This is a genomic window from Stenotrophomonas sp. a6 (assembly GCF_030913325.1).
Taxonomy (GTDB): Bacteria; Pseudomonadota; Gammaproteobacteria; order Xanthomonadales; family Xanthomonadaceae; genus Stenotrophomonas; species Stenotrophomonas maltophilia.
The window spans coordinates 3,865,798-3,890,194 of the sequence record NZ_CP133161.1; the positions used below are offsets into that span (position 1 = coordinate 3,865,798).

23 protein-coding genes are annotated in these 24,397 nt (G+C 66.3%); 6 read left to right on the forward strand and 17 right to left on the reverse strand.

Annotation, left to right across the window (positions count from 1 at the left end):
* Positions 1-20: 20 nt before the first annotated feature.
* The 8 genes from atpD to Q9Q79_RS17760 all read right to left on the reverse strand — a co-directional run bounded on the left by atpD (position 21) and on the right by Q9Q79_RS17760 (position 6,701).
* Entirely contained in the window at positions 21-1,427 is a 1,407-nt protein-coding gene (gene atpD / locus Q9Q79_RS17725) for a F0F1 ATP synthase subunit beta (RefSeq protein WP_005411128.1), read from the reverse strand.
* Positions 1,428-1,464: 37 nt separating this feature from the next.
* On the reverse strand, positions 1,465-2,328 hold the full coding sequence (gene atpG / locus Q9Q79_RS17730) for a F0F1 ATP synthase subunit gamma (protein ID WP_005411129.1): 864 nt from the start codon (positions 2,326-2,328) through the stop codon (positions 1,465-1,467).
* 97 nt (positions 2,329-2,425) lie between these two features.
* Positions 2,426-3,973, reverse strand: coding sequence for a F0F1 ATP synthase subunit alpha (gene atpA, locus Q9Q79_RS17735; protein ID WP_005411130.1), 1,548 nt, complete (start codon positions 3,971-3,973; stop codon positions 2,426-2,428).
* 44 nt (positions 3,974-4,017) lie between these two features.
* Positions 4,018-4,545: a F0F1 ATP synthase subunit delta gene (locus Q9Q79_RS17740; protein ID WP_005411131.1), complete on the reverse strand. Its 528-nt coding sequence runs from the start codon at positions 4,543-4,545 to the stop codon at positions 4,018-4,020.
* Between the two features lie 2 nt (positions 4,546-4,547).
* Positions 4,548-5,018, reverse strand: coding sequence for a F0F1 ATP synthase subunit B (locus Q9Q79_RS17745; protein ID WP_005419512.1), 471 nt, complete (start codon positions 5,016-5,018; stop codon positions 4,548-4,550).
* Positions 5,019-5,124: 106 nt separating this feature from the next.
* A complete protein-coding gene (gene atpE / locus Q9Q79_RS17750) occupies positions 5,125-5,430 on the reverse strand; it encodes a F0F1 ATP synthase subunit C (protein WP_005411133.1) in 306 nt (101 codons plus the stop codon).
* A gap of 73 nt (positions 5,431-5,503) precedes the next feature.
* The gene (gene atpB, locus Q9Q79_RS17755; RefSeq protein WP_005411134.1) at positions 5,504-6,304 is read right to left on the reverse strand and encodes a F0F1 ATP synthase subunit A; all 801 of its coding nucleotides are present in this window, start codon (positions 6,302-6,304) and stop codon (positions 5,504-5,506) included.
* 31 nt (positions 6,305-6,335) lie between these two features.
* Positions 6,336-6,701, reverse strand: coding sequence for a hypothetical protein (locus tag Q9Q79_RS17760; RefSeq protein ID WP_006394654.1), 366 nt, complete (start codon positions 6,699-6,701; stop codon positions 6,336-6,338).
* A 457-nt stretch (positions 6,702-7,158) separates the two neighbouring features.
* Between Q9Q79_RS17760 and Q9Q79_RS17765 the strand changes: the two genes are divergently transcribed.
* Positions 7,159-7,977 (forward strand): hypothetical protein, encoded by an 819-nt coding sequence (locus Q9Q79_RS17765; protein ID WP_032967007.1) that lies wholly within the window; start codon positions 7,159-7,161, stop codon positions 7,975-7,977.
* 455 nt (positions 7,978-8,432) lie between these two features.
* On the opposite strand, the gene lpdA is transcribed toward Q9Q79_RS17765, so the two are convergent.
* The 3 genes from lpdA to Q9Q79_RS17780 form a co-directional block, all read right to left on the reverse strand.
* Positions 8,433-10,241, reverse strand: coding sequence for a dihydrolipoyl dehydrogenase (lpdA, locus tag Q9Q79_RS17770; RefSeq protein ID WP_111197938.1), 1,809 nt, complete (start codon positions 10,239-10,241; stop codon positions 8,433-8,435).
* 107 nt (positions 10,242-10,348) lie between these two features.
* A complete protein-coding gene (aceF, locus tag Q9Q79_RS17775; RefSeq protein WP_201863747.1) occupies positions 10,349-12,067 on the reverse strand; it encodes a dihydrolipoyllysine-residue acetyltransferase in 1,719 nt (572 codons plus the stop codon).
* A 167-nt stretch (positions 12,068-12,234) separates the two neighbouring features.
* A complete protein-coding gene (locus Q9Q79_RS17780; RefSeq protein WP_201863745.1) occupies positions 12,235-12,750 on the reverse strand; it encodes a DNA-deoxyinosine glycosylase in 516 nt (171 codons plus the stop codon).
* A 186-nt stretch (positions 12,751-12,936) separates the two neighbouring features.
* On the opposite strand from Q9Q79_RS17780, the gene Q9Q79_RS17785 reads away from it, so the two are divergent.
* From Q9Q79_RS17785 to glpK, 3 genes are all read left to right on the forward strand, one after another.
* Positions 12,937-13,572, forward strand: a complete 636-nt coding sequence (locus Q9Q79_RS17785; protein WP_005411140.1) for an OmpW family outer membrane protein — start codon at positions 12,937-12,939, stop codon at positions 13,570-13,572.
* A gap of 188 nt (positions 13,573-13,760) precedes the next feature.
* On the forward strand, positions 13,761-15,266 hold the full coding sequence (glpD, locus tag Q9Q79_RS17790) for a glycerol-3-phosphate dehydrogenase (protein ID WP_201863743.1): 1,506 nt from the start codon (positions 13,761-13,763) through the stop codon (positions 15,264-15,266).
* Between the two features lie 105 nt (positions 15,267-15,371).
* Complete coding sequence (glpK, locus tag Q9Q79_RS17795; protein ID WP_005414549.1) at positions 15,372-16,871, forward strand: glycerol kinase GlpK; 1,500 nt, start codon at positions 15,372-15,374, stop codon at positions 16,869-16,871.
* A gap of 106 nt (positions 16,872-16,977) precedes the next feature.
* On the opposite strand, the gene Q9Q79_RS17800 is transcribed toward glpK, so the two are convergent.
* Together Q9Q79_RS17800 and Q9Q79_RS17805 are read right to left on the reverse strand one after the other, a co-directional pair.
* Positions 16,978-17,772: a MetQ/NlpA family ABC transporter substrate-binding protein gene (locus tag Q9Q79_RS17800; protein ID WP_012481327.1), complete on the reverse strand. Its 795-nt coding sequence runs from the start codon at positions 17,770-17,772 to the stop codon at positions 16,978-16,980.
* A gap of 26 nt (positions 17,773-17,798) precedes the next feature.
* The gene (locus Q9Q79_RS17805) at positions 17,799-18,770 is read right to left on the reverse strand and encodes a YafY family protein (protein WP_005411144.1); all 972 of its coding nucleotides are present in this window, start codon (positions 18,768-18,770) and stop codon (positions 17,799-17,801) included.
* An 81-nt stretch (positions 18,771-18,851) separates the two neighbouring features.
* Between Q9Q79_RS17805 and Q9Q79_RS17810 the strand changes: the two genes are divergently transcribed.
* Together Q9Q79_RS17810 and Q9Q79_RS17815 are read left to right on the forward strand one after the other, a co-directional pair.
* Positions 18,852-19,454: a hypothetical protein gene (locus Q9Q79_RS17810; RefSeq protein WP_033833962.1), complete on the forward strand. Its 603-nt coding sequence runs from the start codon at positions 18,852-18,854 to the stop codon at positions 19,452-19,454.
* A gap of 106 nt (positions 19,455-19,560) precedes the next feature.
* On the forward strand, positions 19,561-20,337 hold the full coding sequence (locus tag Q9Q79_RS17815) for a DUF481 domain-containing protein (RefSeq protein ID WP_005411146.1): 777 nt from the start codon (positions 19,561-19,563) through the stop codon (positions 20,335-20,337).
* 116 nt (positions 20,338-20,453) lie between these two features.
* Here Q9Q79_RS17815 and hemC read toward each other — a convergent pair whose 3' ends face one another.
* From hemC to Q9Q79_RS17835, 4 genes are all read right to left on the reverse strand, one after another.
* Positions 20,454-21,365: a hydroxymethylbilane synthase gene (hemC, locus tag Q9Q79_RS17820; RefSeq protein WP_201863742.1), complete on the reverse strand. Its 912-nt coding sequence runs from the start codon at positions 21,363-21,365 to the stop codon at positions 20,454-20,456.
* Between the two features lie 568 nt (positions 21,366-21,933).
* The gene (locus Q9Q79_RS17825; RefSeq protein WP_012481330.1) at positions 21,934-22,665 is read right to left on the reverse strand and encodes a LytTR family DNA-binding domain-containing protein; all 732 of its coding nucleotides are present in this window, start codon (positions 22,663-22,665) and stop codon (positions 21,934-21,936) included.
* A 10-nt stretch (positions 22,666-22,675) separates the two neighbouring features.
* Entirely contained in the window at positions 22,676-23,719 is a 1,044-nt protein-coding gene (locus Q9Q79_RS17830) for a sensor histidine kinase (protein ID WP_185695184.1), read from the reverse strand.
* A gap of 3 nt (positions 23,720-23,722) precedes the next feature.
* Positions 23,723-24,382, reverse strand: a complete 660-nt coding sequence (locus Q9Q79_RS17835; RefSeq protein WP_043034590.1) for an alpha/beta hydrolase — start codon at positions 24,380-24,382, stop codon at positions 23,723-23,725.
* Positions 24,383-24,397: the final 15 nt, after the last annotated feature.

The following is a 24,397-nucleotide window of genomic DNA, read 5'->3' on the forward strand; positions in this document are numbered from 1 at the left end:
TCGCTCCCACCCGCCCCGGATCAGGCCTTCTCGGCCATCTTCTTGGCCTTCTCGACCGCTTCTTCGATGCCGCCGACCATGTAGAACGCCTGTTCCGGCAGGTGGTCGTACTCGCCATCGACGATGGCCTTGAAGCCACGGATGGTGTCCTTCAGCGGCACGTACTTGCCCGGCGAACCGGTGAACACTTCAGCCACGTGGAACGGCTGGCTGAAGAAGCGCTCGATCTTACGGGCGCGCGACACGGCCTGCTTGTCCTCTTCGGACAGTTCGTCCATGCCCAGGATCGCGATGATGTCCTTCAGTTCCTTGTACTTCTGCAGGGTCTGCTGGACGCGCTGGGCGGTGTCGTAGTGCTCATGGCCGATGACCAGCGGGTCCATCTGGCGGCTGGTGGAGTCCAGCGGATCGACGGCCGGGTAGATACCCAGCGAGGCGATCGAACGCGACAGGGTGACGGTCGAGTCCAGGTGGGCGAAGGTGGTCGCCGGCGACGGGTCGGTCAGGTCGTCCGCGGGAACGTAGACGGCCTGGATCGAGGTGATCGAACCGTTCTTGGTCGAGGTGATGCGCTCCTGCAGGACGCCCATTTCCTCGGCCAGGGTCGGCTGGTAACCCACGGCGGACGGCATGCGGCCCAGCAGTGCCGACACTTCGGTACCGGCCAGGGTGTAGCGGTAGATGTTGTCGACGAACAGCAGGACGTCCTTGCCCTTGCCGTTTTCGTCCTTCTCGTCGCGGAAGTACTCGGCCATGGTCAGGCCGGTCAGGGCGACGCGCAGACGGTTGCCCGGCGGCTCGTTCATCTGGCCGTACACCATCGCCACCTTGTCGAGGACGTTGGAGTCCTTCATTTCGTGGTAGAAGTCGTTGCCCTCACGGGTACGCTCACCCACGCCGGCGAACACGGACAGACCGCTGTGCGCCTTGGCGATGTTGTTGATCAGCTCCATCATGTTGACGGTCTTGCCGACGCCGGCGCCGCCGAACAGGCCGACCTTGCCGCCCTTGGCGAACGGGCACATCAGGTCGATGACCTTGATGCCGGTTTCCAGCAGTTCGGTGGCCGGGGACTGGTCTTCGTACGACGGGGCCGCACGGTGGATTTCCCAGCTGTCGCTGGCGGCCACCGGGCCGGCTTCGTCGATCGGACGACCGAGCACGTCCATGATGCGGCCCAGGGTGCCGGCGCCGACCGGCACCGAGATGCCACGGCCGGTGTTGACGGCAACCAGGTTGCGCTTCAGGCCGTCGGTGGAACCGAGGGCGATGGTACGCACCACGCCGTCGCCCAGCTGCTGCTGGACTTCGAGGGTGATCTCGGTGTTTTCCACCTTCAGTGCGTCGTACACCTTCGGCACCGATTCACGCGGGAATTCGACGTCGACGACCGCGCCGATGATCTGAACGATCTTGCCCTGACTCATTGCTGCATCCTCTAATGTGTGCTTTGAACGAACGCGGTCAGACTGCTGCCGCGCCGCCGACGATTTCGGAGATTTCCTGGGTGATCGCTGCCTGGCGCGCCTTGTTGTAGACGAGCTGCAGGGTGCCGATCAGCTTGTTGGCGTTGTCGCTCGCCGCCTTCATCGCAACCATGCGTGCCGCATGCTCGGAGGCGACGTTTTCCAGCAGTGCCTGGTACACCAGCGACTCGATGTAACGCGTCATCACGTGCTCGAGCACGGTCGCGGCATCGGGTTCGTACAGGTAATCCCAGTCGTGGTGAGCGACCTGCTTCTCAGCCGGCGGCAGCGGCAGCAGCTGATCGAAGCTGGCCTTCTGCACCATGGTGTTCACGAAGCGGTTGTAGACCAGGTACACGCGGTCGATCTTGCCTTCGGTGAAGGCGTCGAGCATGACCTTGATCACACCGATCAGCGATTCCAGCTTCGGCACGTCGCCGATGTGGGTCACGCTGCCGACCATGTTGACCTTCACGCGGCGGAAGAAGGTCGAAGCCTTCTGGCCGATGGTCACCAGGTCCACTTCCGCACCCTTGTCCTGCCATGCCTTGGCTTCGCCCAGCATCTTGCGGAACAAGTTGTTGTTCAGGCCGCCGGCCAGGCCGCGATCGGAGGAGATCACGATGAAGCCGACCCGCTTGACCTGCTCACGCTCGACCAGGAACGGATGCTGGTAGTCGGTGCTGGCCTGGGCCAGGTGACCGATCACCTGCTTCATCGCCTGCGCGTACGGACGCGAGGTCTTCATCCGATCCTGCGCCTTGCGGATCTTGGAGGCCGAGACCATTTCCAGGGCGCGCGTCACCTTGCGGGTGTTCTGCACGCTCTTGATCTTGGTTTTGATTTCGCGTCCGCTTGCCATCTCTTGTTTCCCGTGGCGCGGGGCTGCTGCCCCGCGTTGTTCAACCGTTTGTCATCTGGTCCAGCGGAGCCAGCGGCTCCGCTCTACAGGACCGCGATTACCAGCTGCCGGTGGTCTTGAACTCGGCGATGCCCTTCTTGAAGGCACCTTCGATGTCGTTGTCCCAACCGCCGGTGGCGTTGACCTTGCTGACCAGCTCGCCCTGGGTGTTGGCGAAGTGGGCGTGCAGGCCTTCTTCGAACGCCAGCAGCTTGTTGACCGGCACGTCGTCGAGGTAACCCTCGTTGACGGCGTAGATCGACAGTGCCTGGTTGGCGATCGACATCGGCGCGTACTGCTTCTGCTTCATCAGCTCGGTGACGCGCTGGCCACGCTCCAGCTGCTTGCGGGTCGCTTCGTCCAGGTCCGAGGCGAACTGCGCGAACGCAGCCAGCTCGCGGTACTGGGCCAGCGAGATACGGATGCCGCCGGACAGCTTCTTGATGATCTTGGTCTGGGCCGAGCCACCGACGCGCGACACCGAGATACCGGCGTTCACGGCCGGGCGGATGCCGGCGTTGAACAGGTCGGTTTCCAGGAAGATCTGGCCGTCGGTGATCGAGATCACGTTGGTCGGAACGAAGGCGGACACGTCGCCGGCCTGGGTTTCGATGATCGGCAGCGCGGTCAGCGAACCGGTCTTGCCGGTGACCTTGCCTTCGGTGAACTTCTCGACGTATTCCTCGGACACGCGGGCAGCGCGCTCGAGCAGACGGGAGTGCAGGTAGAACACGTCACCCGGGTAGGCTTCACGGCCCGGCGGGCGCTTCAGCAGCAGCGAGATCTGGCGGTAGGCGACAGCCTGCTTGGACAGATCGTCGTACACGATCAGCGCGTCTTCGCCGCGGTCCATGAAGTACTCACCCATGGTGCAGCCCGAGTAGGCGCTGATGTACTGCATGGCAGCCGATTCGGAAGCGGTCGCGGCCACCACGATGGTGTGGGCCAGCGCGCCGTTCTCTTCCAGCTTGCGCACGATGTTGGCGATGGTCGAAGCCTTCTGGCCGATCGCAACGTACACGCACTTGATGCCGGTGCCCTTCTGGTTGATCACGGCATCGATCGCCATCGCGGTCTTGCCGGTCTGGCGGTCACCGATGATCAGCTCGCGCTGGCCACGGCCGATCGGGATCATCGAGTCGACCGACTTGTAGCCGGTCTGCACCGGCTGGTCGACCGACTTGCGCCAGATCACGCCCGGCGCAACACGCTCCACCGGAGCGGTCAGGTCGGTGCCCAGCGGGCCCTTGCCGTCGATCGGCTCGCCCAGCGCGTTCACGACGCGGCCCAGCAGTTCCGGACCGACCGGCACTTCCAGGATGCGGCCGGTGGTCTTGGCGACGTCGCCTTCGCGCAGGTGCTCGTAGTCACCCAGCACCACGGCGCCGACCGAGTCGCGCTCCAGGTTCAGGGCCAGGGCGAAGGTGTTGTTCGGCAGTTCGATCATTTCGCCCTGCATCACGTCGGCCAGACCGAAGATGCGCACGATGCCGTCGGACACGCTGGTCACGGTGCCTTCGTTGCGCGATTCCGCGGCCAGCTTGACCTTCTCGATGCGGTTCTTGATCAGTTCGCTGATTTCGGAGGGGTTGAGCGTGGTTGCCATCGTCAAGTCCTAGTGCCGGCAGCGGGGCCGGACGTTAAATGAATTCAGTTAGCGAGCGCGGTCTGCAGACGGGCCAGCTTGCCCTTCAGCGAACCATCGATGACCACGTCGCCGGCGTCGATCACGGCGCCGCCGATCAGCGAGGCATCGACCGCGGTGGTCACGTCGACCTCGCGGTTGAAGCGCTTGCGCAGCGCGACCTTGATCGCGTCCAGCTCACCGGCCGACAGTTCGGCGGCCGAGGTGACGGTGGCCTTGACCACGTGCTCGGCTTCGGCGCGCAGGGCGTCGAACATGCCGGAAATCTCCGGCAGCAGCGGCAGACGATGCGATTCGGCCAGGATGGCCAGGAAGCGCGAGTAGGTCTCGCCGTGGGACACCGGCGCCAGCAGGGCGACGGCGTCGTCACGACCCAGCTCCGGGTTGGCGAGCAGGGCCGCCACGCGCGGGTCGGCGGCGACGTGGGCGGAGAACGCCAGGGCGTCCGACCACGGCGCGAACGCGCCTTCGTCGCGCGCGGTCGCGAACGCGGCGCGGGCGTACGGGCGGGCAAGCGTGAGGGCCTGGCTCATCCTTAGATCTCCGAGGCCAGCTCGTCGAGCAGCGCCTTGTGGGCGTTGGCGTCGATTTCGCGCTTGAGCAGCTTTTCGGCACCGGTCACGGCCAGCGCGGACACCTGCTTGCGCAGATCTTCACGGGCACGGTTGGCGGCGGCGTCGATTTCAGCCTGGGCCAGTTCCTTCTGACGGGTGGCTTCGGTGATCGCTTCGTTACGGGCAGCATCAACGATCTGGTTGGCACGCGCGTGGGCCTGATCGATGATCTCGTTGGCCTTGGTGCGTGCTTCCTTCAGCGCTTCGTTGACCTTCTCCTGCGCCTGGGCCAGATCTTTCTGGCTGCGGTCGGCAGCAGCGAGGCCTTCAGCAATCTTCTGCTGGCGCTCTTCGATCGCGTTCATCAGCGGCGGCCAGATCTTGGTCGCGATGATCCAGATCAGACCAGCGAAGGCCAGCGCCTGCGCAAGAAGGGTGAAATTGATATTCATGGTTAGCTCGATCGCTGGTTTCGGGGTGGACGCGCCGCCGTAGCGGCACATCCGGCCTTCATCCGAAACCGGGTGCATCAGCACCCGGTCGTCTCAAACCGCTGTATCAGCCGGCCAGAGCCTTGGTGACGGCGCCAGCGAAGGCAGCCGACAGCGGGTTGGCGAAGGCCAGCAGCAGGCCAACGGCGACCGAGATGATGAACGCGGCGTCGATCAGGCCGGCGGTGATGAACATGCGGACCTGCAGGACCGGGATCAGTTCCGGCTGGCGGGCGGCCGACTCCAGGAACTTACCAGCCATGATGGCCAGACCCAGACCGGCGCCCAGCGCGGCCAGGCCGATCATGATGCCGACGGCAAGGGCGGTGGAGCTCTGAATCTGCGCGAAGTTGGTCAGGACGGCGAAGTACATGGTTATCTCCAGGAACTTAAGTTGCTAAGGGTGATGAAACGGATGAAGGTTGAAACGCGTTGAAGCTTGAAACTCAGTGAGCGTCTTCCGACAGGCTCAGGTACACGATCGACAGCATCATGAAGATGAAGGCCTGCAGCGGGATCACCAGCAGGTGGAACAGCATCCAGCCGAGGCCGAACACACCACCGGCAATGGCACCGAAGAAACCGGCACCACCCAGCACCCAGATCAGCAGGAACACGATTTCGCCGCCGAACATGTTGCCGAACAGTCGCATCGCCAGCGAGATCGGCTTGCTCAGCCACTCGACGATGTTGAGGATCAGGTTGAACGGCATCATCCACTTGCCGAACGGGGCCGTCAGGAATTCCTTGATGAAGCCGCCCAGGCCCTTGGACTTGAGCGCGAAGAACAGCATCAGGAAGAACACGCTGATGGCCATGCCCAGGGTGGCGTTGACGTCAGCGGTCGGGACCGGCTTCCAGTAGTGCACGCCCGCCCATTCCAGCGGCTTGGCGATGAAATCGGCCGGGATCATCTTCAGCAGATTCATCAGCAGAATCCAGAAGAAGATGGTGATGGCGATCGGCGTGACCAGCTTGCTCTTGCCGTGGTAGGTGTCCTTGGCCTGGCGGTCGACGAACTCCAGGCAGATTTCAACGAAGGCCTGCCACTTGCCCGGCACGCCGGCGGTGGCCTTGCGGGTGCCCAGCCAGAACGCGACAACGATCACCAGGCCCATCAGGACCGCGGTGAGGAAGGTATCGACGTGGATATGCCAGAACATACCCTCACCCTTGCCGACCGGCGCGGTCAGGTTGTGCAGGTGATGCTGGATGTAGCTGGTAGGGGTTAGAGCCTCGCCCGCCATGTGTCCGGAACCTTCAGTTAATTGAATTCTGTCAACGCCTGGCCATCGCCAGGACCTGGAACATCAAGCCGACGGCGATACCGGCCAACAGCGCCAATGCAGGCAGCTTGAAGACCAGGAACCCCACCAGCAGGACGCCGAAAACCACGACCCACTTGGCCACGATCGCAATGATCAGGCGAGCCATCGCCGATCCTGCGGCCAGTGCCCCACCGCCCAGTGCCATCCGTGCCGCCACCCAGCCACCGGCCGAAATGGCCACACCGGACGCCAGCGCGCCGAGGGCGTATTTCGGACCTACCAGCAGGAAGGCCAGGGCCAGGACAGCCACTGCGGCCAGCGGGTAGACCGCGGCGCGCAGCATCAGTCGCCGACCCGCATCAACGGAGTTCAGCACAGGACGTCCCGCGTGGTTGCAAGTGGAGGGCTGAGGCGGCTACAGCAGGGGGGCCTCATCGAGCCGCCAAATTATAGCAATGGGACAATTTGCGAGACAACCGCTCCCTGTTCATCCCTGGAAGCCGCAAGTTGCGGTAACGGTTACATTTTTGCGTGCCACCAGGGGGACAATGACGTCCGCACCATGTTGCGACGCACTATTGAACTTTGGTCGCAGGCTGCGGAACTTTCGTCAGACATGCCGGTCCGATCATTCGACCTGCCTGCAGCATCCTCGTCGGCTCCGCCCCGCAGGTCCCACGATGGCCCCGAAGCCCGGCTCCGGGGCCATCTTTTTGCATCGTCGCGACAGCACTGAACCGTACACATGCCATGGACCATACGTTCACGCATGGTGGACGGGCCTGTCCGGCACAGTGGCCTTCATTCTGATGAACCACTGCAAGGACTCTTCGATGCGCCCCGTACCCACCCTGCTCGCCCTCTCCCTGCTCGCTGCCGGCGCCTCGTTCGCCAATGCGGCCCACGCCGCCGAAGGCGATGACCGCTTTGCCATCCGTCTGGGTGCGATGAACATCGATTCGGACAACACCCTCCGCGGCAGCACCACCGTGGCCGGCCAGGACATCTCCCTGAACCAGGACTTCAAGCTGGGTGGCAAGGAATGGGAGCCGCGCATCGACGGCATGTTCCGCATCAGCAACCGTCAGCGCCTCCTGTTCAACTACTTCAAGTACGACAAGGACCGCCGCGAGACCCTCGACCAGGGCATTTCCTTCGGCGGTGAGAACGTGCCGGCCGGCAGCTTCGTGAAGGGTGAGCTGAAGTACCAGGTGGCCAGCCTGGTCTATGACTACTCGGTGGTTGATACCGACACCTTCGACCTCGGCCTGCAGATCGGTGGCGAATACGCCAAGGTCAGCACCAAGGGCTACGCCGACCTGGGCACGGTGTACGAAGGCCAGTTCCTCGACGAGAAGGCCGATGGCGTGGCACCCGTGGTGGGCGCCCGCATGACCTTCACTCCGTCCGAGCGCTGGATGATCACGCTGCAGGGCCAGTACCTCAACACGCGCTGGGGCAGCTTCGATGACTACAAGGGCGACCTGAGCCGCGCCAATGCCATCGTCGATTACCGCTTCACCAAGAACTTCGGCGTGTTCGCCGGCTACGACTGGTTCAAGCTGGACGTGGACAAGAAGGGCAGCGACGGTACTGTCGGCCTGAAGCAGGAATTCAAGGGCCCGGTGGCCGGTATCAGCTTCGTGTTCTGATCCCCCGCCCCTTCCACGGCACCCTCTCTCCTGGCGCGGCCTCCGGAACATCGGGGCCGCGTTTTTTGTGGGTTCCTGTCAGAAGAGCAGAAGCGGGTTGGTCGAGCGCTTGAGGGAGCGGGGGGCTGGGTGCGAATGTCCCCCGGCGCCGGCCTGCGGCCGTCACCTCCTCCTTTACTTCGCACCCAGCCCCCCGCTCCCTCCGCGTGTCACGCATCCATGCGCCTGTTGCAGTGGCTCTGCGGCTCGACCGTCCGCAAGCCGAGCCGCTGCGCGGGTGGCAGGCGTTTGGACAAAGTAAAGGAGGAGGCGACCGCCGCAGGCGGGCGGCGGGGGACATTTGTCCAAACGCCTGCCACCCGCGCAGCGGCCCCACCGCTCGCAAAAATCCGGAGCGGAGGAACAAAAAACCCCAGCAGATGCCGGGGCTTTTCGTTCGGAACGGCGCGGGCGCCTTACTTCTTCTTCGGCATGTACAGATCGGTGATCGTGCCGTCGTAGATTTCCGAGGCCATCGCCACCGACTCGCTCAGCGTCGGATGGGCATGAATGGTGTGGCCGATGTCTTCGGCTTCCGCACCCATCTCGATGGCCAGGCCGATCTCGGCCAGCAGGTCACCGGCGTGCACGCCGACGATCGCACCGCCGATGATGCGGTGGGTTTCTTCGTCGAAGATCAGCTTGGTAAAGCCCTCGGTGCGGCCGATGCCGATCGCGCGGCCACTGGCGGCCCACGGGAACTTGGCCACGCCGACCTTCAGGCCCTTGGCCTTGGCTTCGGTCTCGGTCACGCCAACCCAGGCGATTTCCGGGTTGGTATAGGCCACCGACGGAATCACGCGGGCCACCCATTCCTTCTTGTGCCCAGCAGCCACTTCGGCGGCCAGCTTGCCTTCGTGCGTGGCCTTGTGGGCCAGCATTGGGTTGCCGACGATGTCGCCGATGGCAAAGATGTGCGGCACGTTGGTGCGCATCTGGCGATCAACCGGGATGAAGCCACGGTCGGTGACCTGTACGCCGGCCTTCTCGGCATCGATCTTCCTGCCGTTCGGCGAGCGACCCACGGCCACCAGCACGCGGTCGAAGGTGCCCTGCGCCAGCGCAGGCGCCTGGCCTTCCTCGGCGGCGTCGAAGGTGACGGTGATGCCCTTGGCATCGGCGGTGACGCCCGAGGCCTTGGTCTTCAGGTGCACTTCGATGCCCTGCTTCTTCAGGCGGTCGGCCAGCGGCTTGACCAGGTCCTTGTCGGCGCCCGGCATCAGCTGGTCCATGAACTCGACCACGGTGACCTTGCTGCCCAGCGCACCGTACACCGTGGCCATTTCCAGGCCGATGATGCCGCCGCCGACGACCAGCAGCGAGCCCGGCACTTCGGCCAGCTCCAGCGCGTCGGTGGAATCCATCACGCGCTTGTCGTCCCACGGGAAGTTCGGCAGCTTCACTGCCTGCGAACCGGCGGCGATGATGCACTTCTGGAAGCGCAGCAGCTGGGTGCTGCCGTCAGCAGCAGTGATCTCCAGCTCGTTTGCCGAAACAAACTTGCCGACGCCCTGCACGCTGCGGACCTTGCGCTGCTTGGCCATGCCGGCCAGGCCCTTGGTCAGCTGGTTGACGACCTTTTCCTTGTACTCGCGCAGCTTGTCCAGGGTGATGGTCGGCTTGCCGAACTCGACGCCGAAATCACCGGCGTGGGCCACTTCGTCGATGACCGCTGCGGCGTGCAGCAGCGCCTTGGACGGAATGCAGCCGACGTTGAGGCAGACGCCGCCGAGGCTGGCGTAGCGCTCGACCAGCACCGTATCCAGGCCGACATCGGCAGCGCGGAAGGCGGCGGTGTAGCCGCCCGGGCCCGAGCCCAGCACGACCATTTCGCATTCGATGTCGGCCGGCTTGCCGCTGGACAGCGCCGGCTTCGGCGCAGCCGGTTCAGCCGGGGCGCGGTGCGACGGGGTCACCGGCGGCTTGCTGGCCGGAGCGGCCGCAGCCGGAGCCGGCGCAGCGGCCTTGGCCGGGGCTTCGGCGGCGCCTTCAGCGTCCAGCACCACGACCACGGCGCCTTCGGACAGGGTGTCGCCCAGCTTGACCTTGATTTCCTTGACCACGCCGGCAGCCGAGGACGGCACTTCCAGGGTGGCCTTGTCCGACTCCAGGGTTACCAGACCCTGATCCTTCTTCACCGTGTCGCCGACGGCGACCAACACTTCGATCACCGGCACATCGCTGTAATCGCCGATGTCGGGAACCTTGACTTCAATCGTGGCCATGGTGGGTTTTCCTCGTGCCCGCCCGGCATGGCCGGTGGGCTGTCACTGCATCTGTTCACGCGGCCGCGCCAGGGGCTGCGGCCGCACGGTGGGGGCGAAGCGGTGCCTTACAGCAGCACGCGGCGCATGTCGGCCAGTACCTGCGACAGGTACGTGGTGAAGCGTGCGGCCAGGGCGCCGTCGATGACGCGGTGGTCGTAGCTCAGCGACAGCGGCAGCATCAGCTTCGGAGCGAATTCCTTGCCGTTCCAGACCGGCTGGATGGACGACTTGGAGACGCCGAGGATGGCCACTTCCGGTGCATTGACGATCGGGGTGAACGCGGTGCCACCGATGCCGCCCAGCGAGCTGATCGAGAAGCAGCCGCCGCTCATGTCGGCCGGGCCCAGCTTGCCGTCGCGCGCCTTCTTGGCCAGTTCGCCGGTTTCCTGCGCGATCTGCACCACGCCCTTCTTGTCCACATCGCGGATCACCGGCACGACCAGGCCGTTCGGCGTGTCGGCGGCGAAGCCGATGTGGAAGTACTTCTTCAGGGTCAGGTTTTCACCGCTGGCATCGAGCGAGGCGTTGAATTCCGGGAACTTCTTCAGCGCCGCGGCGCTGGCCTTGATCAGGAAGGCGAGCATGGTCAGCTTGATGCCGGCCTTCTCGTTCTCCTTGTTCAGCGCCACGCGCAGGCCTTCCAGGTCGGTGATGTCAGCCTGCTCGAACTGGGTGACGTGCGGGATCATCGCCCAGTTGCGGGCCAGGTTCGCACCCGAGATCTTCTTGATGCGCGACAGCGGCTGGACTTCGGTCTCGCCGAACTTGCTGAAGTCGACCTTCGGCCACGGCAGCAGGTTCAGGCCACCACCGGCAGCGGCAGCAGCACCGCCGGCAGCCGGCACGCCACCACTGAGTGCGGCCTTGACGAACTTCTGCACGTCACCCTTGGTGATGCGGCCCCCCTTCTCGGTGCCGTTGATCTGCAGCAGGTCCACGCCCAGTTCGCGGGCGAACACACGCACCGCCGGGGTGGCATACGGCACCTTGGCGGGCAGCACGCCATCGGCGTTGAACTGCACCGGCGGGCTGGACGGGGTACCGGCCGAGGCGATCTCGCGGGCCGCCAGCTTGTCCGGCTGCACCGGCACAGCGACCGGCTCGACCTTGGTGGCGGTCTCGGCGGCAGCCGGAGCGGCTGCAGCGGCCGCCTTGGTCGGCGCCGGCGCGGCAGCGCCCTCGGCCTCGATGATGGCGACCACATTGCCCTGCGACAGAGTGTCGCCGACCTTGACCTTGATCTCCTTGACCACGCCGGCCACCGACGACGGCACTTCCATGGTGGCCTTGTCGCTTTCCAGCGTGACCAGGCCCTGGTCCTTCTTGACCGTGTCGCCGACGGCGACCAGCACTTCGATGACCGGAATGCCGGCGTAGTCGCCGATATCCGGCACCAGCGCTTCAACCGCACCACCGCTGGCAGCCGGGGCGGCCGGCGCATCTGCGGCCGGGGCCGGTGCGCTCTGGGTGGCGGCAGCCGGGGCAGCGGCCTTGGCCGGTGCCGGCGCGGCAGCCGCCGGCTTGGCGGCTTCGGCTTCGCTTGCGGCCACTTCGATCAGGGCCACGACCTTGCCTTCGGACAGGCTGTCGCCGACCTTGACCTTCAGTTCCTTGACCACGCCAGCCACCGAGGACGGCACTTCCATGGTCGCCTTGTCGCTTTCCAGCGTCACCAGGCCCTGGTCCTTCTTGACCGTGTCGCCGACGGCGACAAGCACCTCGATTACCGGGATATCGCTGTAGTCACCGATATCGGGGACAAGTGCTTCCTTGATTTCGGCCATGGGGATAACTCCGGCAATCTGGTGTAGGGAAACGTCTATTGTGCGGCCAGCGGGGTCCAGCGCCAACCGTTACAGGTGTTTTCAGTACGCACGCAGCCGGGACAGGCTGTTGCCCATGGGCCGCGGCCGCGACCAGTCGGTAGCGTATTGTCCGGACGATGTCCGCTTCATGTCGCCCGCGCGTCGGCCACCGGCTGCCAGGCCTGGCGCAGGCGCGGCAACGACCACGCCGCATTGGCAGGGCTGGTCGACGGCAATGCGACCAGCTTCGGTGGGGTTTCCAGCCGTGGCAGCACCCAGCGCTGGAATGCCTGCAGCGAGGCACCACCATTGCAGCCGATCAGCTTCAGCTCAGGCAGCGTGGCGATCAGTTCCGGCAGCGCATTGGCCACTTCCGTGCCACGCACGATGTCGGCATCCAGGCTGCCGCGCCGCTCGCAGCGGCCGATCACATCCCACAGACCGATGCCCGCGGCGTTCAACGCCTGCAGCCGTCGCACATAGGGCAGAGCCGCGTCGAAACCGCAGATATCGGCCATCAGCGGCCAGAAGCGGTTGCGCGGATGCGCGTAGTAACGCTGCTCCTGGAGGGATGCCACGCCTGGCATCGAACCCAGCAGCAGCACCCTGCAATCCACGTTCACCTGCGCTTGCAGGCCGACGCACAGCGTTGCCGCGCTCACATCTTCTCCAACTGAATGAATGCCACTGACGACCAGAAACCCCATGGATACAGGCTTTTCGCGCTGATCGCTGAACAAGGAAAACTATTTTTTAACGCGCGTCGGATTCGATTCATGTTGAGGCGACTACGGTGTGCTCGCCCCGCAACCGGGGGCCCAAAACAAGAAACATTAGGAGATACCCCCATGCGCTCCATCCGTATCCTGAGTCTCGCCCTGCTGACCTCCGCCGCCTTCGCGCCGGCCGCTTTCGCCCAGGACAGCAGCTCCACCGATACCGCTTCGGGCAAGCATTTTGCCGTGGTTGGCGGCGTCGCGCTGCTGCAGCCGAAGAATGATCCGATCGACGGCATCAAGAAGGTCGATGGTGGCCCGGCGCCGACCGTCAGCTTCAGCTACTACATCAACGACAACTGGGCCGTTGAACTGTGGGGCGCCGCCGACAAGTTCGACCACAAGGTGAAGGGCCCGAACAATGCCCGCCTGGGCAACGTCGAGCAGCAGCCGGTCGCGCTGAGCGGCCAGTACCACTTCGGCCAGGCTGACAACGTGTTCCGTCCGTTCGTGGGCGTGGGCTACTACCAGTCCAGCTTCAGCAATGAAACGCTGGCCGACGGCAGCAGCTCCGACATCCGCCTCAAGGACGCCAAGGGCGTGATCGGCACCGTCGGCGTGGACATGAACATCAACTCCACCTGGTTCGCCCGTGCCGATGCCCGCTACATGCGTTCGCGTCCGGACGTGAAGGTCGGCGGCGAGAAGATCGGCGAAGCCAAGATGGATCCGTGGACCGTCGGCTTCGGCATCGGTGCCCGCTTCTGATCCAGGCAGCACCGGCTTCACTGATGTAACGCGACGGGCCCTGCGGGGCCCGTCGTCGTTTCCGTCACCCGCGTTCTGTAGAGTCGACTGTCAGTCGACTGCTCTTTCAAAAGTCGAGCATGGCTCGACTCTACAAAAGGCAGTCAACTGACAGTCGACTCTACGCACACACAGGACACGGAGACGCGATGGACGACGTCGACCTGCTGGTGATCGGTGGCGGCATCAACGGCGCCGGCATCACCCGTGATGCGGCCGGCCGCGGCCTGCGGGTGCTGTTGTGCGAGCAGGATGACCTGGCCGCGCACACCTCCAGCGCCAGCAGCAAACTGATCCACGGCGGCCTGCGCTACCTTGAACAGGGCGAGTTCGGACTGGTGCGCAAGGCACTGGGTGAACGCGAAGTGGTGCGGCGCCAAGCCCCCCATCTGGTCCGTCCGTTGCGCTTCGTACTGCCATGGGAACCCCACCTGCGACCGCGCTGGATGCTGCGCGCGGGCCTGTGGCTGTATGACCATCTCGGCCGGCGCAGCCCGAGTTTTCCCGCCTCGCGCGCACTGGACCTGCAACGCGACCCGCTCGGCCCCTGGCTCTCCCCGGCGCTGCGGCAGGCCTTCAGCTACGCCGATGCGCAGGTCGATGACGCGCGGCTGGTACTGCTCAATGCGCTGGACGCCGCCCGGCGTGGCGCACGGGTACATGTGCGTAGCCGCTGCATTGAACTGCGCCCTGTGCTGGGCCGTTGGCAGGCCACGTTGGAAGCCACAGACGGCCGGCAGCAAACGGTGATCGCCCAGGCCGTTGCCAATGCAGCCGGCCCTTGGGCAGGAGGCCTGCTGGAACGTATGCAGGCGCGCGATGGCGGCCCCGCCCTGCGCCTGGTACAGGGCAGCCACATCGTGCTGCGCCGGCCCTGGCCCGACGACAGCGCCTGCCTGCTTCAGCAGCCCGATGGCCGCGTGGTGTTCCTGCTGCCGTTCGCCCACGACCACCTGCTGGTCGGCACCACCGACACCGACTACCGCGGCGACCCGGCCCGGTGCAGCGTGCTGCCTTCGGAGGTGGCTTACCTGTGCGAGGCCGCCAACCACTACCTGCGCGAGCCGATCACCCCGCAGGACGTGGTCTGGCAGTTCGCAGGGGTACGCCCGCTACTTGCCGATCCCGATCCGCGTGCAGCGAAGCTGAGCCGTGACTACCGCCTGCAGTTGCAGTCCAGCCCGGCGCCCGCGCTGCATGTGCTGGGCGGCAAGCTGACCACGTACCGCGTGCTGGCCGAAGAAGCGCTGGACCTGCTGCGCCCCGCCCTGCCGCAGATGGGACCGGCATGGACGGCAACGGGCCACCCACTGCCGGGCAGCGACTGGGGCGACGCCACGCAGGCGTGCTCGCGCCTGCAGGCACTGGCACCGTGGCTGCCCGCAGAGATGGCGCGCCGCTGGGCCGGCGCCTACGGCAGCCGCAGCGCGGAGCTGCTGCAGGGCCTGCGGGGTATGAACGATCTCGGCGAGGAGTTTGGCGGCGGCCTGCATGCCCGCGAAGTGGACTTCCTGCGCGACCACGAATGGGCCTTGAATGCCGAGGACGTGCTGTGGCGGCGGAGCAAGCTGGGGCTGCGGCTGGATGCGGCGCAGGTGGCGCGGCTGCAGGCGTGGATGGGGGGGCGGATCCCTTTCCCAGGGAAAGGGCTCTGACCCCCGTGTTGCCACGTGTGCCAACCAAGGTTGGCAGCTACCAGGGTGGCCGCGCGCGACGCGATCGATGCATTAGGATTTCCCCATCGCCACCGGAGACGCTGCATGACGCCCCGCTACGTGCTGGCCATCGACCAGGGCACCACCAGTTCGCGCGCGATCCTGTTCGACCGTGCTGGCGACATCGTCGGCAGTGCGCAGCGCGAGTTCGCGCAGATCTTCCCGCAACCCGGCTGGGTCGAGCATGACCCGCGCGAGATCCTCACCAGTGTCTATGCCACGCTGACCGAACTGCTCAGCCGCGAACAGATCGACCCGCGTCATATCGCCGCGCTGGGCATCACCAACCAGCGCGAGACCACCGTGGTCTGGGACCGCGCTACCGGCCAGCCGATCCACAATGCCATCGTCTGGCAGTCGCGGCAGAGCCATGCCATCTGCGAGCGACTGAAGTGCGACGGGCATGAGGCACTGGTCCGCGAACGCACCGGCCTGCTGATCGACGCCTATTTTTCCGCCACCAAGGTGCGCTGGATCCTCGACCACGTGGAAGGTGCGCAGCAACGCGCCGAGCGTGGCGAGCTGCTGTTCGGCACCATCGACAGCTGGCTGGTGTGGAACCTCAGTGGCGGCCAGGCGCATGTGACCGACTACAGCAACGCCGCACGCACCCTGTTGTTCAACATCCACACGCTGGACTGGGATGACGACCTGCTGGCGCTGCTGGACATACCCCGCGCGATGCTGCCGCAGGTGCGCGATTCCAGCACGGTGTATGCGCACACCCGGCCGCAGTTCTTCTTCGACCACCCGATCCCGATCGCCGGCATCGCCGGAGACCAGCAGGCGGCGCTGTTCGGCCAGGCCTGCTTCCAGCCGGGCATGGTCAAGAACACCTATGGCACCGGCTGCTTCATGCTGATGCACACCGGCACGCAGGCGGTGCGCTCGCGCAACGGCCTGCTGACGACCATTGCCTGGGGCCTGGACGGGCGCGTGGAATATGCACTCGAAGGCTCGATCTTCATCGCCGGCTCGGTGGTGCAGTGGCTGCGTGACGGCCTGCGCATGATCGAGCGTGCCAGCGACAGCCAGGCACTGGCCGCGCAGGTGCCGGACAGCGGCGGCGCGTATCTGGTGCCGGCATTCGTCGGCCTGGGCGCGCCCTACTGGCGCAGCGATGTGCGCGGCGCGATGTTCGGCCTGACCCGTGGCACCCGCAAGGCACACTTCGTGCGTGCCGCGCTGGAGGCGATGGCCTACCAGACCCGCGACGTGCTTGATGCGATGCAGTCCGATGCGGGCATCGCGCTGACCGAACTGCGCGCCGACGGCGGTGCGATCGGCAACGACTTCCTGGCCGGCTTCCAGGCCGACATCCTTGGGGTGCCTCTGCTGCGGCCGCGGCTGACCGAGACCACCGCGCTGGGCGCGGCCTACCTGGCCGGTCTGGCCGTCGGGTTCTGGTCCAGCCGCGAGCAGATCGCCGCGCAATGGGGCCTGGACCGGCGCTTCGAGCCACAGATGGAAGTGGCGCGGCGCGAGAAACTCTATGCAGGCTGGCAGCAGGCCGTGGCGGCCACCCTCGCCTTCCACGTCGACTGAAGGTCGTGCCGGCCGCTGGCCGGCAACCCCATGATCCTTGGCGGCGTTTGCAGATTGCCGGCCAGCGGCCGGCACGACCGCATGGCCAGAACGCCCGGAGCGCCGGTCAGAACGCCGGCAGCACCGCGCCCTTGTACCTGGTCTCGATGAAAGCCTTCACCTGCGGGCTGGTCAGGGCCTTGGCCAGCTTCTGCACGCGGGCGTCGTCCTTGTTGTCCGGCCGCGCGACCAGGAAGTTCACGTACGGCGAGTCCTTGCTCTCGATCGCCAGTGCATCCTTGGTCGGGTTGAGGCCCGCATCCAGCGCGTAGTTGGTGTTGATCAGGGCCAGGTCGACCTGGTCCAGCACGCGCGGCAGCATCGCCGAGTCCAGCTCGCGGAACTTCAGGTTCTTCGGGTTGGCGGTGATGTCACGCAGGGTCGACAGCGCGTTGGCCGGATCCTTCAGCTCGATCACGCCGGCCTTGTGCAGCAGGATCAGCGCGCGGCTGTTGTTGCTCGGGTCGTTCGGGATCACCACGTCGGCACCGTCGCGCAGCTCGGCCAGCGACTTGACCTTGCGCGAATAGGCACCGAACGGCTCGATATGCACGCCGATCACCTTCACCAGATCGGTCTTGCGATCGCGGTTGTAGGCATCCAGGTACGGCTCGGTCTGGAAGTAGTTGGCGTCCACCTGCTTCTGCACCAGCTGGTCGTTGGGCTGCACGTAGTCGTTGAACACGCGCACGTCCAGGTCCACGCCTTCCTGCTTGAGGATCGGCTTGACCACCTCAAGGATCTCGGCATGCGGCACGGCCGTGGCGGCCACCACCAGCTTCTGCGAGGGCTCGCCGGACTTGCCGCAGGCGGTCAGGGCCAGCGCAGCGGCGAGCAGGGGCAGCAACAGGGTCTTCTTCATGGGCGGAGGAGTTCTCGGGGGGAGTGTCAGGATTTTTCGTAGTTGCTCAGGGCCAGCTCGAGCAGCGCCTTGGCCTGCTCGCGCAGCATCACCGGCTCGACGATTTCGGCATCCGAGCCGTAGTGCAGCACGTCCATCAGCAGTTCGCGTGAGACGCTGTACGGCACCTTCAGTTCATAGCGGCCATCGGCCAGGAAGCGGCCCTGCTGCTTGGAGTGCCAATGCTCGTCGGCCACCCAGCGCGCGGCCTTGGCACTGAACAGGATGGTCGCCCAGCCCTTCGGCGCACCGGAGAAGATGCCGTAGCTGGCACCCAGCTGCTCGTCCAGCTCGCTGTCGGCGACGTCACGGGCAGTGCTGTCGACCACGCGCGCCTTGTGGATGCGGTCCACGGCGAAGCTGCGCAGGGCTTCGCGGTCATGGTCCCAGGCATCCAGGTACCAGTTGTCGCGGTAATGGGTCAGGCGCTGCGGCGAGACGGTGCGCTTGGTCGGCTCGTCGGTGGAACGGGCACGGTACTCGAACGCCAGCTGGCGGCGCTCCAGCACCGCCGAGGCCACGCTGCGGAAGCTGCCTTCATCGAACTTGCGGCCGCGGTGCGGGATTACCCGCACACGGTCCACCGGCCAGTTGGAGACACCGGCCTGGGCAGCCAGCAGGCTCTCGATACGCTGCTGCAGCGGCGCCAGCACCGAGGACAGCACGCCGCCGCCGGTACGCGCCAGCAGGTGCTGCGAGGCCAGCAGGGCGTGCAGCTCCTCCGAGCTGAGCCACAGGCCAGGCAGTTCGAAGCGGTCGCTCTCGTCGGCCTGGTAGCGGAAGCCGGCCTCGCCGTCGCCCTCGATCGGTGCCATCAGTGCATCGCGCAGGAAGGCCAGGTCGCGGTAGACGGTGGCACGGGAACAACCGAGCTTGTCCTGCAGGGTCGCCACCGTCACCGGATAGCGCGCGGACTTGAGCAGACGATGCAGGGCGGTGATGCGTTCGTATCGGTCCATACCCCCGATTATGTCCGAGTCGCGGGTCTTGTGTGGGACGTTTGGGCTATCGTGGTCGCCCCCACCCCCATGGAATGCCCGATGCGCCGGTTGCCCGCCCTGTCCCTGCTGGCCTGCCTGCTGCTGGCTGCCTGCGATCGCGCACCGGCGCCGGCCAGGACCGAAGCCCCCGTGCCCGCGGCCGATCCGGCCCAGGCCGTACTGGGCGCCAGCCAACGCTTTGCGGCCCTGGGCAGTTTCCATGCCGAGCTGGAGGTGCTGGGCGCGCCGCAGCCGGTGCGCAGTGCCATGGACTTCGTCGCCCCCGACCGCTTCCGGGTGCAGACCCCGGGCGGGCCGCAGACGATCATTGGCGACACCATGTTCCTGCAGGCCGACGGTGCGATCCGCCAGGTTCCCACCCCGCCGGGCCTGCTGGAGCAGTGGCGCAATCCCTTGCCGGCCGACGCCCTGCCTGCCGAGCTGCAGGCCGAAGACCTGGGCAGCCAATCGCTGGATGGAGTCGAAACCCGTCACTACCGGCTGCGTGGCGCCCAACCCGGCGAACGCCTGGAATACTGGGTGGACGCCCAGGGCCTGCCACGGCAGATCGTGCGCAGCGGCAGCAGCAACGGCCGCAATTTCCAGCTGCGCCTGCGCTATTCGCGCTTCAACGACCCGGCATTGCGTATCGATCTGCCCTGAATAGGCGTCCGCAGCAACGTCTGCTGAAGCGCGCCTTGGATCGATTCTGACCGCCATCACGCTTCCAGTATCATCACCGGCTGTCAACCGCTTCGGAGAAGCCCCGATGTCCCTGCGCGTGTCCCTGCTGATCCCCCTGCTGCTGTGCGCGCCGCTCGCGTATGCACAGGATGCCTCCGAACTGGCGGCGATGTCTTCGCCGTGGAGCGGCAGTGGCGGCGAGCTCGGCTTCGCCTCGGCACGCGGCAACAGCAGCACCGAGAGCTTCAACGGCCGCCTGCGCCTGCGCTACACCGACGGCGACTGGGTGCACAGCATGGACCTGGCCGGCCTGCGTTCCAGCTCCAAGGTGACCGAGACCCGCGACGACGGCACCACCACCCGCCGCAACAACACCACCGCCAACCGCTACACCGGCAGTGCCGGCAGCGCGCTGCAGCTGGGCGAGCACCGCCAGCTGACGGCCACGGTGCGTACCGAGCGCGACGACTTCGCCACCTACGACCGCCAGAGCTCGTTCGGTCTGGGTTACGGCACCCGCCTGTGGAACACCGAGCGCTTCTCGTTCGACGCGCAGATCGGCCCCGGTGTGCGCCGCACCCACAGCACCGAGGACGACCGCACCCGCACCGGCATGATCGGCCGCGGCCTGTTCGACATGAAGTACTCGCTGACCGACAACACCGACCTGGTCAACACCCTGCTGGTCGAATCCGGTTCGTACAACACCTTCGGCCAGAACGACTTCGGCGTGTCGGTGAGCATGAACGAGCACCTGGCGCTGAAGGCCGGCTGGCAGGCGCGTTACAACAGTGACGTGGCCGAGGACAAGCGCAAGACCGATACGCTGACCACGATGAACGTGGTCTACAAGTTCAAATAAGCAGAACGGGCGCCAGGGCGCCCGTTCTTCTTCCGGTAGTGCCGGCCGCTGGCCGGCAACTGCATTCAACTGGGCCACGAGGTTGCCGGCCAGCGGCCGGCACTACCTGCGGTGGCTCAGACGTTCAGCAGCTCGCCGGCGCCCTCATCCAGCAGCAGCTTCGCCACGCGCTGGCCCAGGCCTTCCGGGTCATTGGCTGGGCCCACAGCCTCGGCGCGCACCGCACGGCCGTCGCTGGCACTGCCGACCAGGCCCTGCAGATGCAGGTCATCGCCCTGCCACTGCGCGATGGCCGCCACCGGCACGTGGCAGCTGCCGTGCAACGCACGATTCATCGCCCGCTCGGCTTCCACGCAGGCACGCGTGGCCGCGTCATCAAGCGGGGCGAACAACGCCATCAGCCGCGCATTGCCACCATCGCACTCCACCGCCACCGCGCCCTGCGCCGGGGCTGGCAGCCACTGCGGCGGTTGCAGGCGCGCGACGATGCGCTCGCCCAGACCCAGACGCTCCAGGCCGGCCACGGCCAGCACGATGGCGTCGTAGCCACCGTTGTCGAGTTTGGCCAGCCGGGTGTTGACGTTACCGCGCAGGTCGAGCAGTTCCAGGTCCGGTCGCAGCGCGCGCAGCTGCGCCTGGCGACGCAGCGACGAGGTCCCGACCCGCGCACCGATCGGCAGCGCGTCCAGCGAGGCGTACAGGTTGGAGACGAAGCCATCGGCGGGATCGTGGCGGGTCAGCATTGCCGGCAACGCGAACGGCGCGTCCAGTTCCATCGGCACATCCTTCAGCGAATGCACGGCGCAGTCGGCCTCGCCACGCAGCATGGCCAGCTCCAGTTCCTTCAGGAACAGGCCCTTGCCACCAATCGCGGCCAGCGAACGGTCGAGCACTTCGTCGCCGCGGGTGCTCATCGGCACCAGTTCCACATGCAGCCCGGGGTGGGCCTGGCGCAGGCGGTCGGCGACGTGTTCGCTCTGCCAGAGGGCGAGCGGGCTCTTGCGGGTGGCGATGCGGACGGTTTCCATCCGGTCATTATCGCGCCTCCGGCGCGGATACGGCCAACGGCGGAGCCCCTCGTGGCTGGCGGAGGGGTCGTGAAAGCAACAGCCGCGCTTGGCCGGACGGGGTGGGGTCACGGGGGACGCCGTGAATCCGTCCGTGGAGGCTTGGCCGCGGCATCCATGCCGCGGACACCCCCGCGACCCCACCCCGCCCGGCCTCTGACAGCTTCAGTGCGCGTCAGCCACGGAAGATCAAAAGAAAAAAGCAGAAGCAAAAGCAACAGCCGACGGCTTCCGGGGTCAGATCCCTTTTCCGCAGGAAAAGGGATCTGACCCCTCTTTCCCCACCCGATAACAACAATGCCTTTGCCGTCCGACGCGGGAAAAACGAGAGGGTTGGGCCGGGGTGGGGCGGCGGGACCGTTGGCGCCATGGATGGCGCCATCGAGCTACATGGATGTACTTGCAGCGTGTCCCGCCGCCCCACCCCGGCCCAACCCAGCACGTAGAAACAACGAGCCATGACCCGCTGTTGCTGTTGCTGTTGCTGTTGATTTCATAGCAGTCGCGGCCGCAGGCCGCGCGGGACCACTCACAGATGCCGCAGTTCCTGCTTCAGCGTCGCCACGCAGCGGCGGCTGACTTCCAGCGGCTGCTTGCCATGCCGCAGCACCGCCTGCACTTGACCACCCGTGCCGCGGCGCAATTCCACCAGCTCGTGGCGCGCCACCAGGCAGTTGCGATGGATGCGGATGAAGCGGCTGGCGAACTCTTCCTCCAGCGACTTCAGCGACTCCTCGATCAGGTCCTCGCCGCGCGCATGGTGCACCACCACGTACTTCTCTTCCGCCTGCAGGTAGTGGATGTCGTCCAGCGGGATCAGCCGCAGGCTGCCACGCAGGCGTGCGCACAGCATGCTGCGGGCCTGCTGCCCGCCGCTGTCCTGCGGCTGGCCGTCGCGGCCGGCCAGGAACGTGCGTGCACGTGCGATCGCTGCCGCCAGTCGCTCGGCGCGGACCGGCTTCATCAGGTAATCGATGGCCGCCGCCTCGAACGCCGACAGCGCATGCGCGTCATAAGCCGTGCAGAACACCACCGCCGGGCGCGGCTCGAAGCTGGCCAGGTGGCGGGCGGCTTCCAGGCCGTCCAGCCCGGGCATGGCGATATCCAGCAGGACCAGGTCCGGCTGCAGCTCCGCGCACGCATGCAGGGCCTGCTCGCCGTTGCCGGCCTCGGCCACCACGTCCACCCCGTCCTGCGCCGCCAGCAGGCTGCGCAGGCGTTCCCGCGCCAGCGGTTCGTCATCGGCGATGACTACCCTCACGGTCGTCCCCTCACTGGATCGGCACTGTCACCTGGCAGGCATAGTAGCCCTCGCTCCAGCCAGCCGTCATCCGCGCGGCGGCGCCGAAGCGCCAGGCCAGCCGATGAGCGATGCTGTGCTGGGCATGGCCGGCACCGCGCGCCAGCGCCAACCCCGGCGCCTGCGGATCGGGCGCGGGATTGCGCACGCGGATCTGCAGCTCGTTGCCCTCGCGCACCAGCTGCAATTCGATGGTGCCGCCTTCGGGCAGCCGCGAAATGCCATGCAGCACTGCGTTTTCCACCAGCGGCTGCAGTACCAGCCTCGGCAGTGGCAGGTCCCACGGCAGCGGCTCATCGCGCTGCCAGCGCACCTGCAGACGCTCGCCGAGGCGCAGCGACTCTATCGACAGATAGCGCTCGGCCAGCTCGCATTCGTCACGCAGGGTGGAGTCGCCCTCGCCCGCGCCCAGGGCAGCACGGAACAGATCGGACAGATCCAGCACCGCGCGTTCGGCCACCGCCGGATCGCGATGCAGCAGGCTGGCAATCAGGTTCATGCTGTTGAACAGGAAGTGCGGCCGGATCCGCGCCTGCAGCGCGTCGGCCTGGGCACGCGCGTTGGCCTGCACCTGCGCGGCCCAGCGATCGCTCACATAGAAGTAGCGCAGGGCAAGCGCGGCGATCAGTGCCGTGGTTGCCGCACTGCCCAGGGTGAAGCGCCAGAAGCTGATGCCGCGGGTGAAGTTGTCGCCCAGTACCGCGTACAGTGCATGCACGATGCCGGCACAGACCACCGCGATCAGGGTCGCCAGCACGATCGCCGCGACAGCGCCCAGCACCTGCGGCAGCCTCGACAGTGCCTGCCGCAGGAGGCACAGGCTGGCGGTCACCGCCAGCGCCAGCCACAGCGCGAAGCCGCTGGCCGACAGCAGCTCGCCGAAGGTCCAGTGGCGGCTGCCATCGGGCGCCAGCGCCAGCACCACCACCACCAGCTGGGCCAGGCCGAGCATCGCCGCCAGCCGCGGCAGGCGGCACAGTTCCGGCATCCACGGCGATGTGCTGGCCGGGGGCATGGCTCAGGCAGCGCCCAATCGTTCCTGCAGCCAGTCACCCAGCGCCTGGATCTCTTCGGCGCAGACCTGGTGGGCCATCGGATAGCTGTGCCACTCCACCTGCAGGCCCAGCGCCTGCAGGGCCTGCGCGCTGTGTACGGCCACCGCCTGCGGAATCACCGGGTCGCTGCTGCCATGGGCCATGAACACCGGCACCTGCACCGCACCGTCAACGCGCCTGGCGCTCTCGGCTTCCGGCAGGTAAGTGGACAGTGCGATCAGGCCGGCCAGTGGCGCGATGCGCGACAGTGCAGCGGTGAGGATGATCGCCCCGCCCTGCGAGAAGCCGGCCAGGAAGATCTTCTCCGGCGCGACGCCGCGCTCGATCTCACGTGCGATCAGCGCATCCAGCTGCAGCACCGATTCCTGCACGCCGGCCATGTCGGCACGCGAGCGGAAGTCCATCCCGACGATGTCGTACCAGCCGCGCATCGGTACGCCGTTGTTGATCGTGATCGGCCGCACCGGTGCGTGCGGGAACACGAAGCGCAGCGCCGGCCAGTGCGGACGCACCAGTTCCGGCACGATCGGCGCGAAGTCGTGGCCGTCGGCGCCAAGCCCGTGCAGCCAGATCACCGACCACTGTGGCGAGGCGCCGGTTTCCTGTTCCACCGTTTGCAGCATGATGCGGCTCCTTCA

Excerpts from the sequence above, each read along its gene's own strand:
- atpD (WP_005411128.1), bottom strand. The coding sequence starts at position 1,427 with ATGAGTCAGGGCAAGATCGTTCAGATCATCGGCGCGGTCGTCGACGTC.
- atpG (WP_005411129.1), bottom strand. The coding sequence starts at position 2,328 with ATGGCAAGCGGACGCGAAATCAAAACCAAGATCAAGAGCGTGCAGAAC.
- atpA (WP_005411130.1), bottom strand. The coding sequence starts at position 3,973 with ATGGCAACCACGCTCAACCCCTCCGAAATCAGCGAACTGATCAAGAAC.
- Q9Q79_RS17740 (WP_005411131.1), bottom strand. The coding sequence starts at position 4,545 with ATGAGCCAGGCCCTCACGCTTGCCCGCCCGTACGCCCGCGCCGCGTTC.
- Q9Q79_RS17745 (WP_005419512.1), bottom strand. The coding sequence starts at position 5,018 with ATGAATATCAATTTCACCCTTCTTGCGCAGGCGCTGGCCTTCGCTGGT.
- atpE (WP_005411133.1), bottom strand. The coding sequence starts at position 5,430 with ATGTACTTCGCCGTCCTGACCAACTTCGCGCAGATTCAGAGCTCCACC.
- atpB (WP_005411134.1), bottom strand. The coding sequence starts at position 6,304 with ATGGCGGGCGAGGCTCTAACCCCTACCAGCTACATCCAGCATCACCTG.
- Q9Q79_RS17765 (WP_032967007.1), top strand. The coding sequence starts at position 7,159 with ATGCGCCCCGTACCCACCCTGCTCGCCCTCTCCCTGCTCGCTGCCGGC.
- lpdA (WP_111197938.1), bottom strand. The coding sequence starts at position 10,241 with ATGGCCACGATTGAAGTCAAGGTTCCCGACATCGGCGATTACAGCGAT.
- aceF (WP_201863747.1), bottom strand. The coding sequence starts at position 12,067 with ATGGCCGAAATCAAGGAAGCACTTGTCCCCGATATCGGTGACTACAGC.
- Q9Q79_RS17785 (WP_005411140.1), top strand. The coding sequence starts at position 12,937 with ATGCGCTCCATCCGTATCCTGAGTCTCGCCCTGCTGACCTCCGCCGCC.
- glpD (WP_201863743.1), top strand. The coding sequence starts at position 13,761 with ATGGACGACGTCGACCTGCTGGTGATCGGTGGCGGCATCAACGGCGCC.
- glpK (WP_005414549.1), top strand. The coding sequence starts at position 15,372 with ATGACGCCCCGCTACGTGCTGGCCATCGACCAGGGCACCACCAGTTCG.
- Q9Q79_RS17800 (WP_012481327.1), bottom strand. The coding sequence starts at position 17,772 with ATGAAGAAGACCCTGTTGCTGCCCCTGCTCGCCGCTGCGCTGGCCCTG.
- Q9Q79_RS17805 (WP_005411144.1), bottom strand. The coding sequence starts at position 18,770 with ATGGACCGATACGAACGCATCACCGCCCTGCATCGTCTGCTCAAGTCC.
- Q9Q79_RS17810 (WP_033833962.1), top strand. The coding sequence starts at position 18,852 with ATGCGCCGGTTGCCCGCCCTGTCCCTGCTGGCCTGCCTGCTGCTGGCT.
- Q9Q79_RS17815 (WP_005411146.1), top strand. The coding sequence starts at position 19,561 with ATGTCCCTGCGCGTGTCCCTGCTGATCCCCCTGCTGCTGTGCGCGCCG.
- hemC (WP_201863742.1), bottom strand. The coding sequence starts at position 21,365 with ATGGAAACCGTCCGCATCGCCACCCGCAAGAGCCCGCTCGCCCTCTGG.
- Q9Q79_RS17830 (WP_185695184.1), bottom strand. The coding sequence starts at position 23,719 with ATGCCCCCGGCCAGCACATCGCCGTGGATGCCGGAACTGTGCCGCCTG.
- Q9Q79_RS17835 (WP_043034590.1), bottom strand. The coding sequence starts at position 24,382 with ATGCTGCAAACGGTGGAACAGGAAACCGGCGCCTCGCCACAGTGGTCG.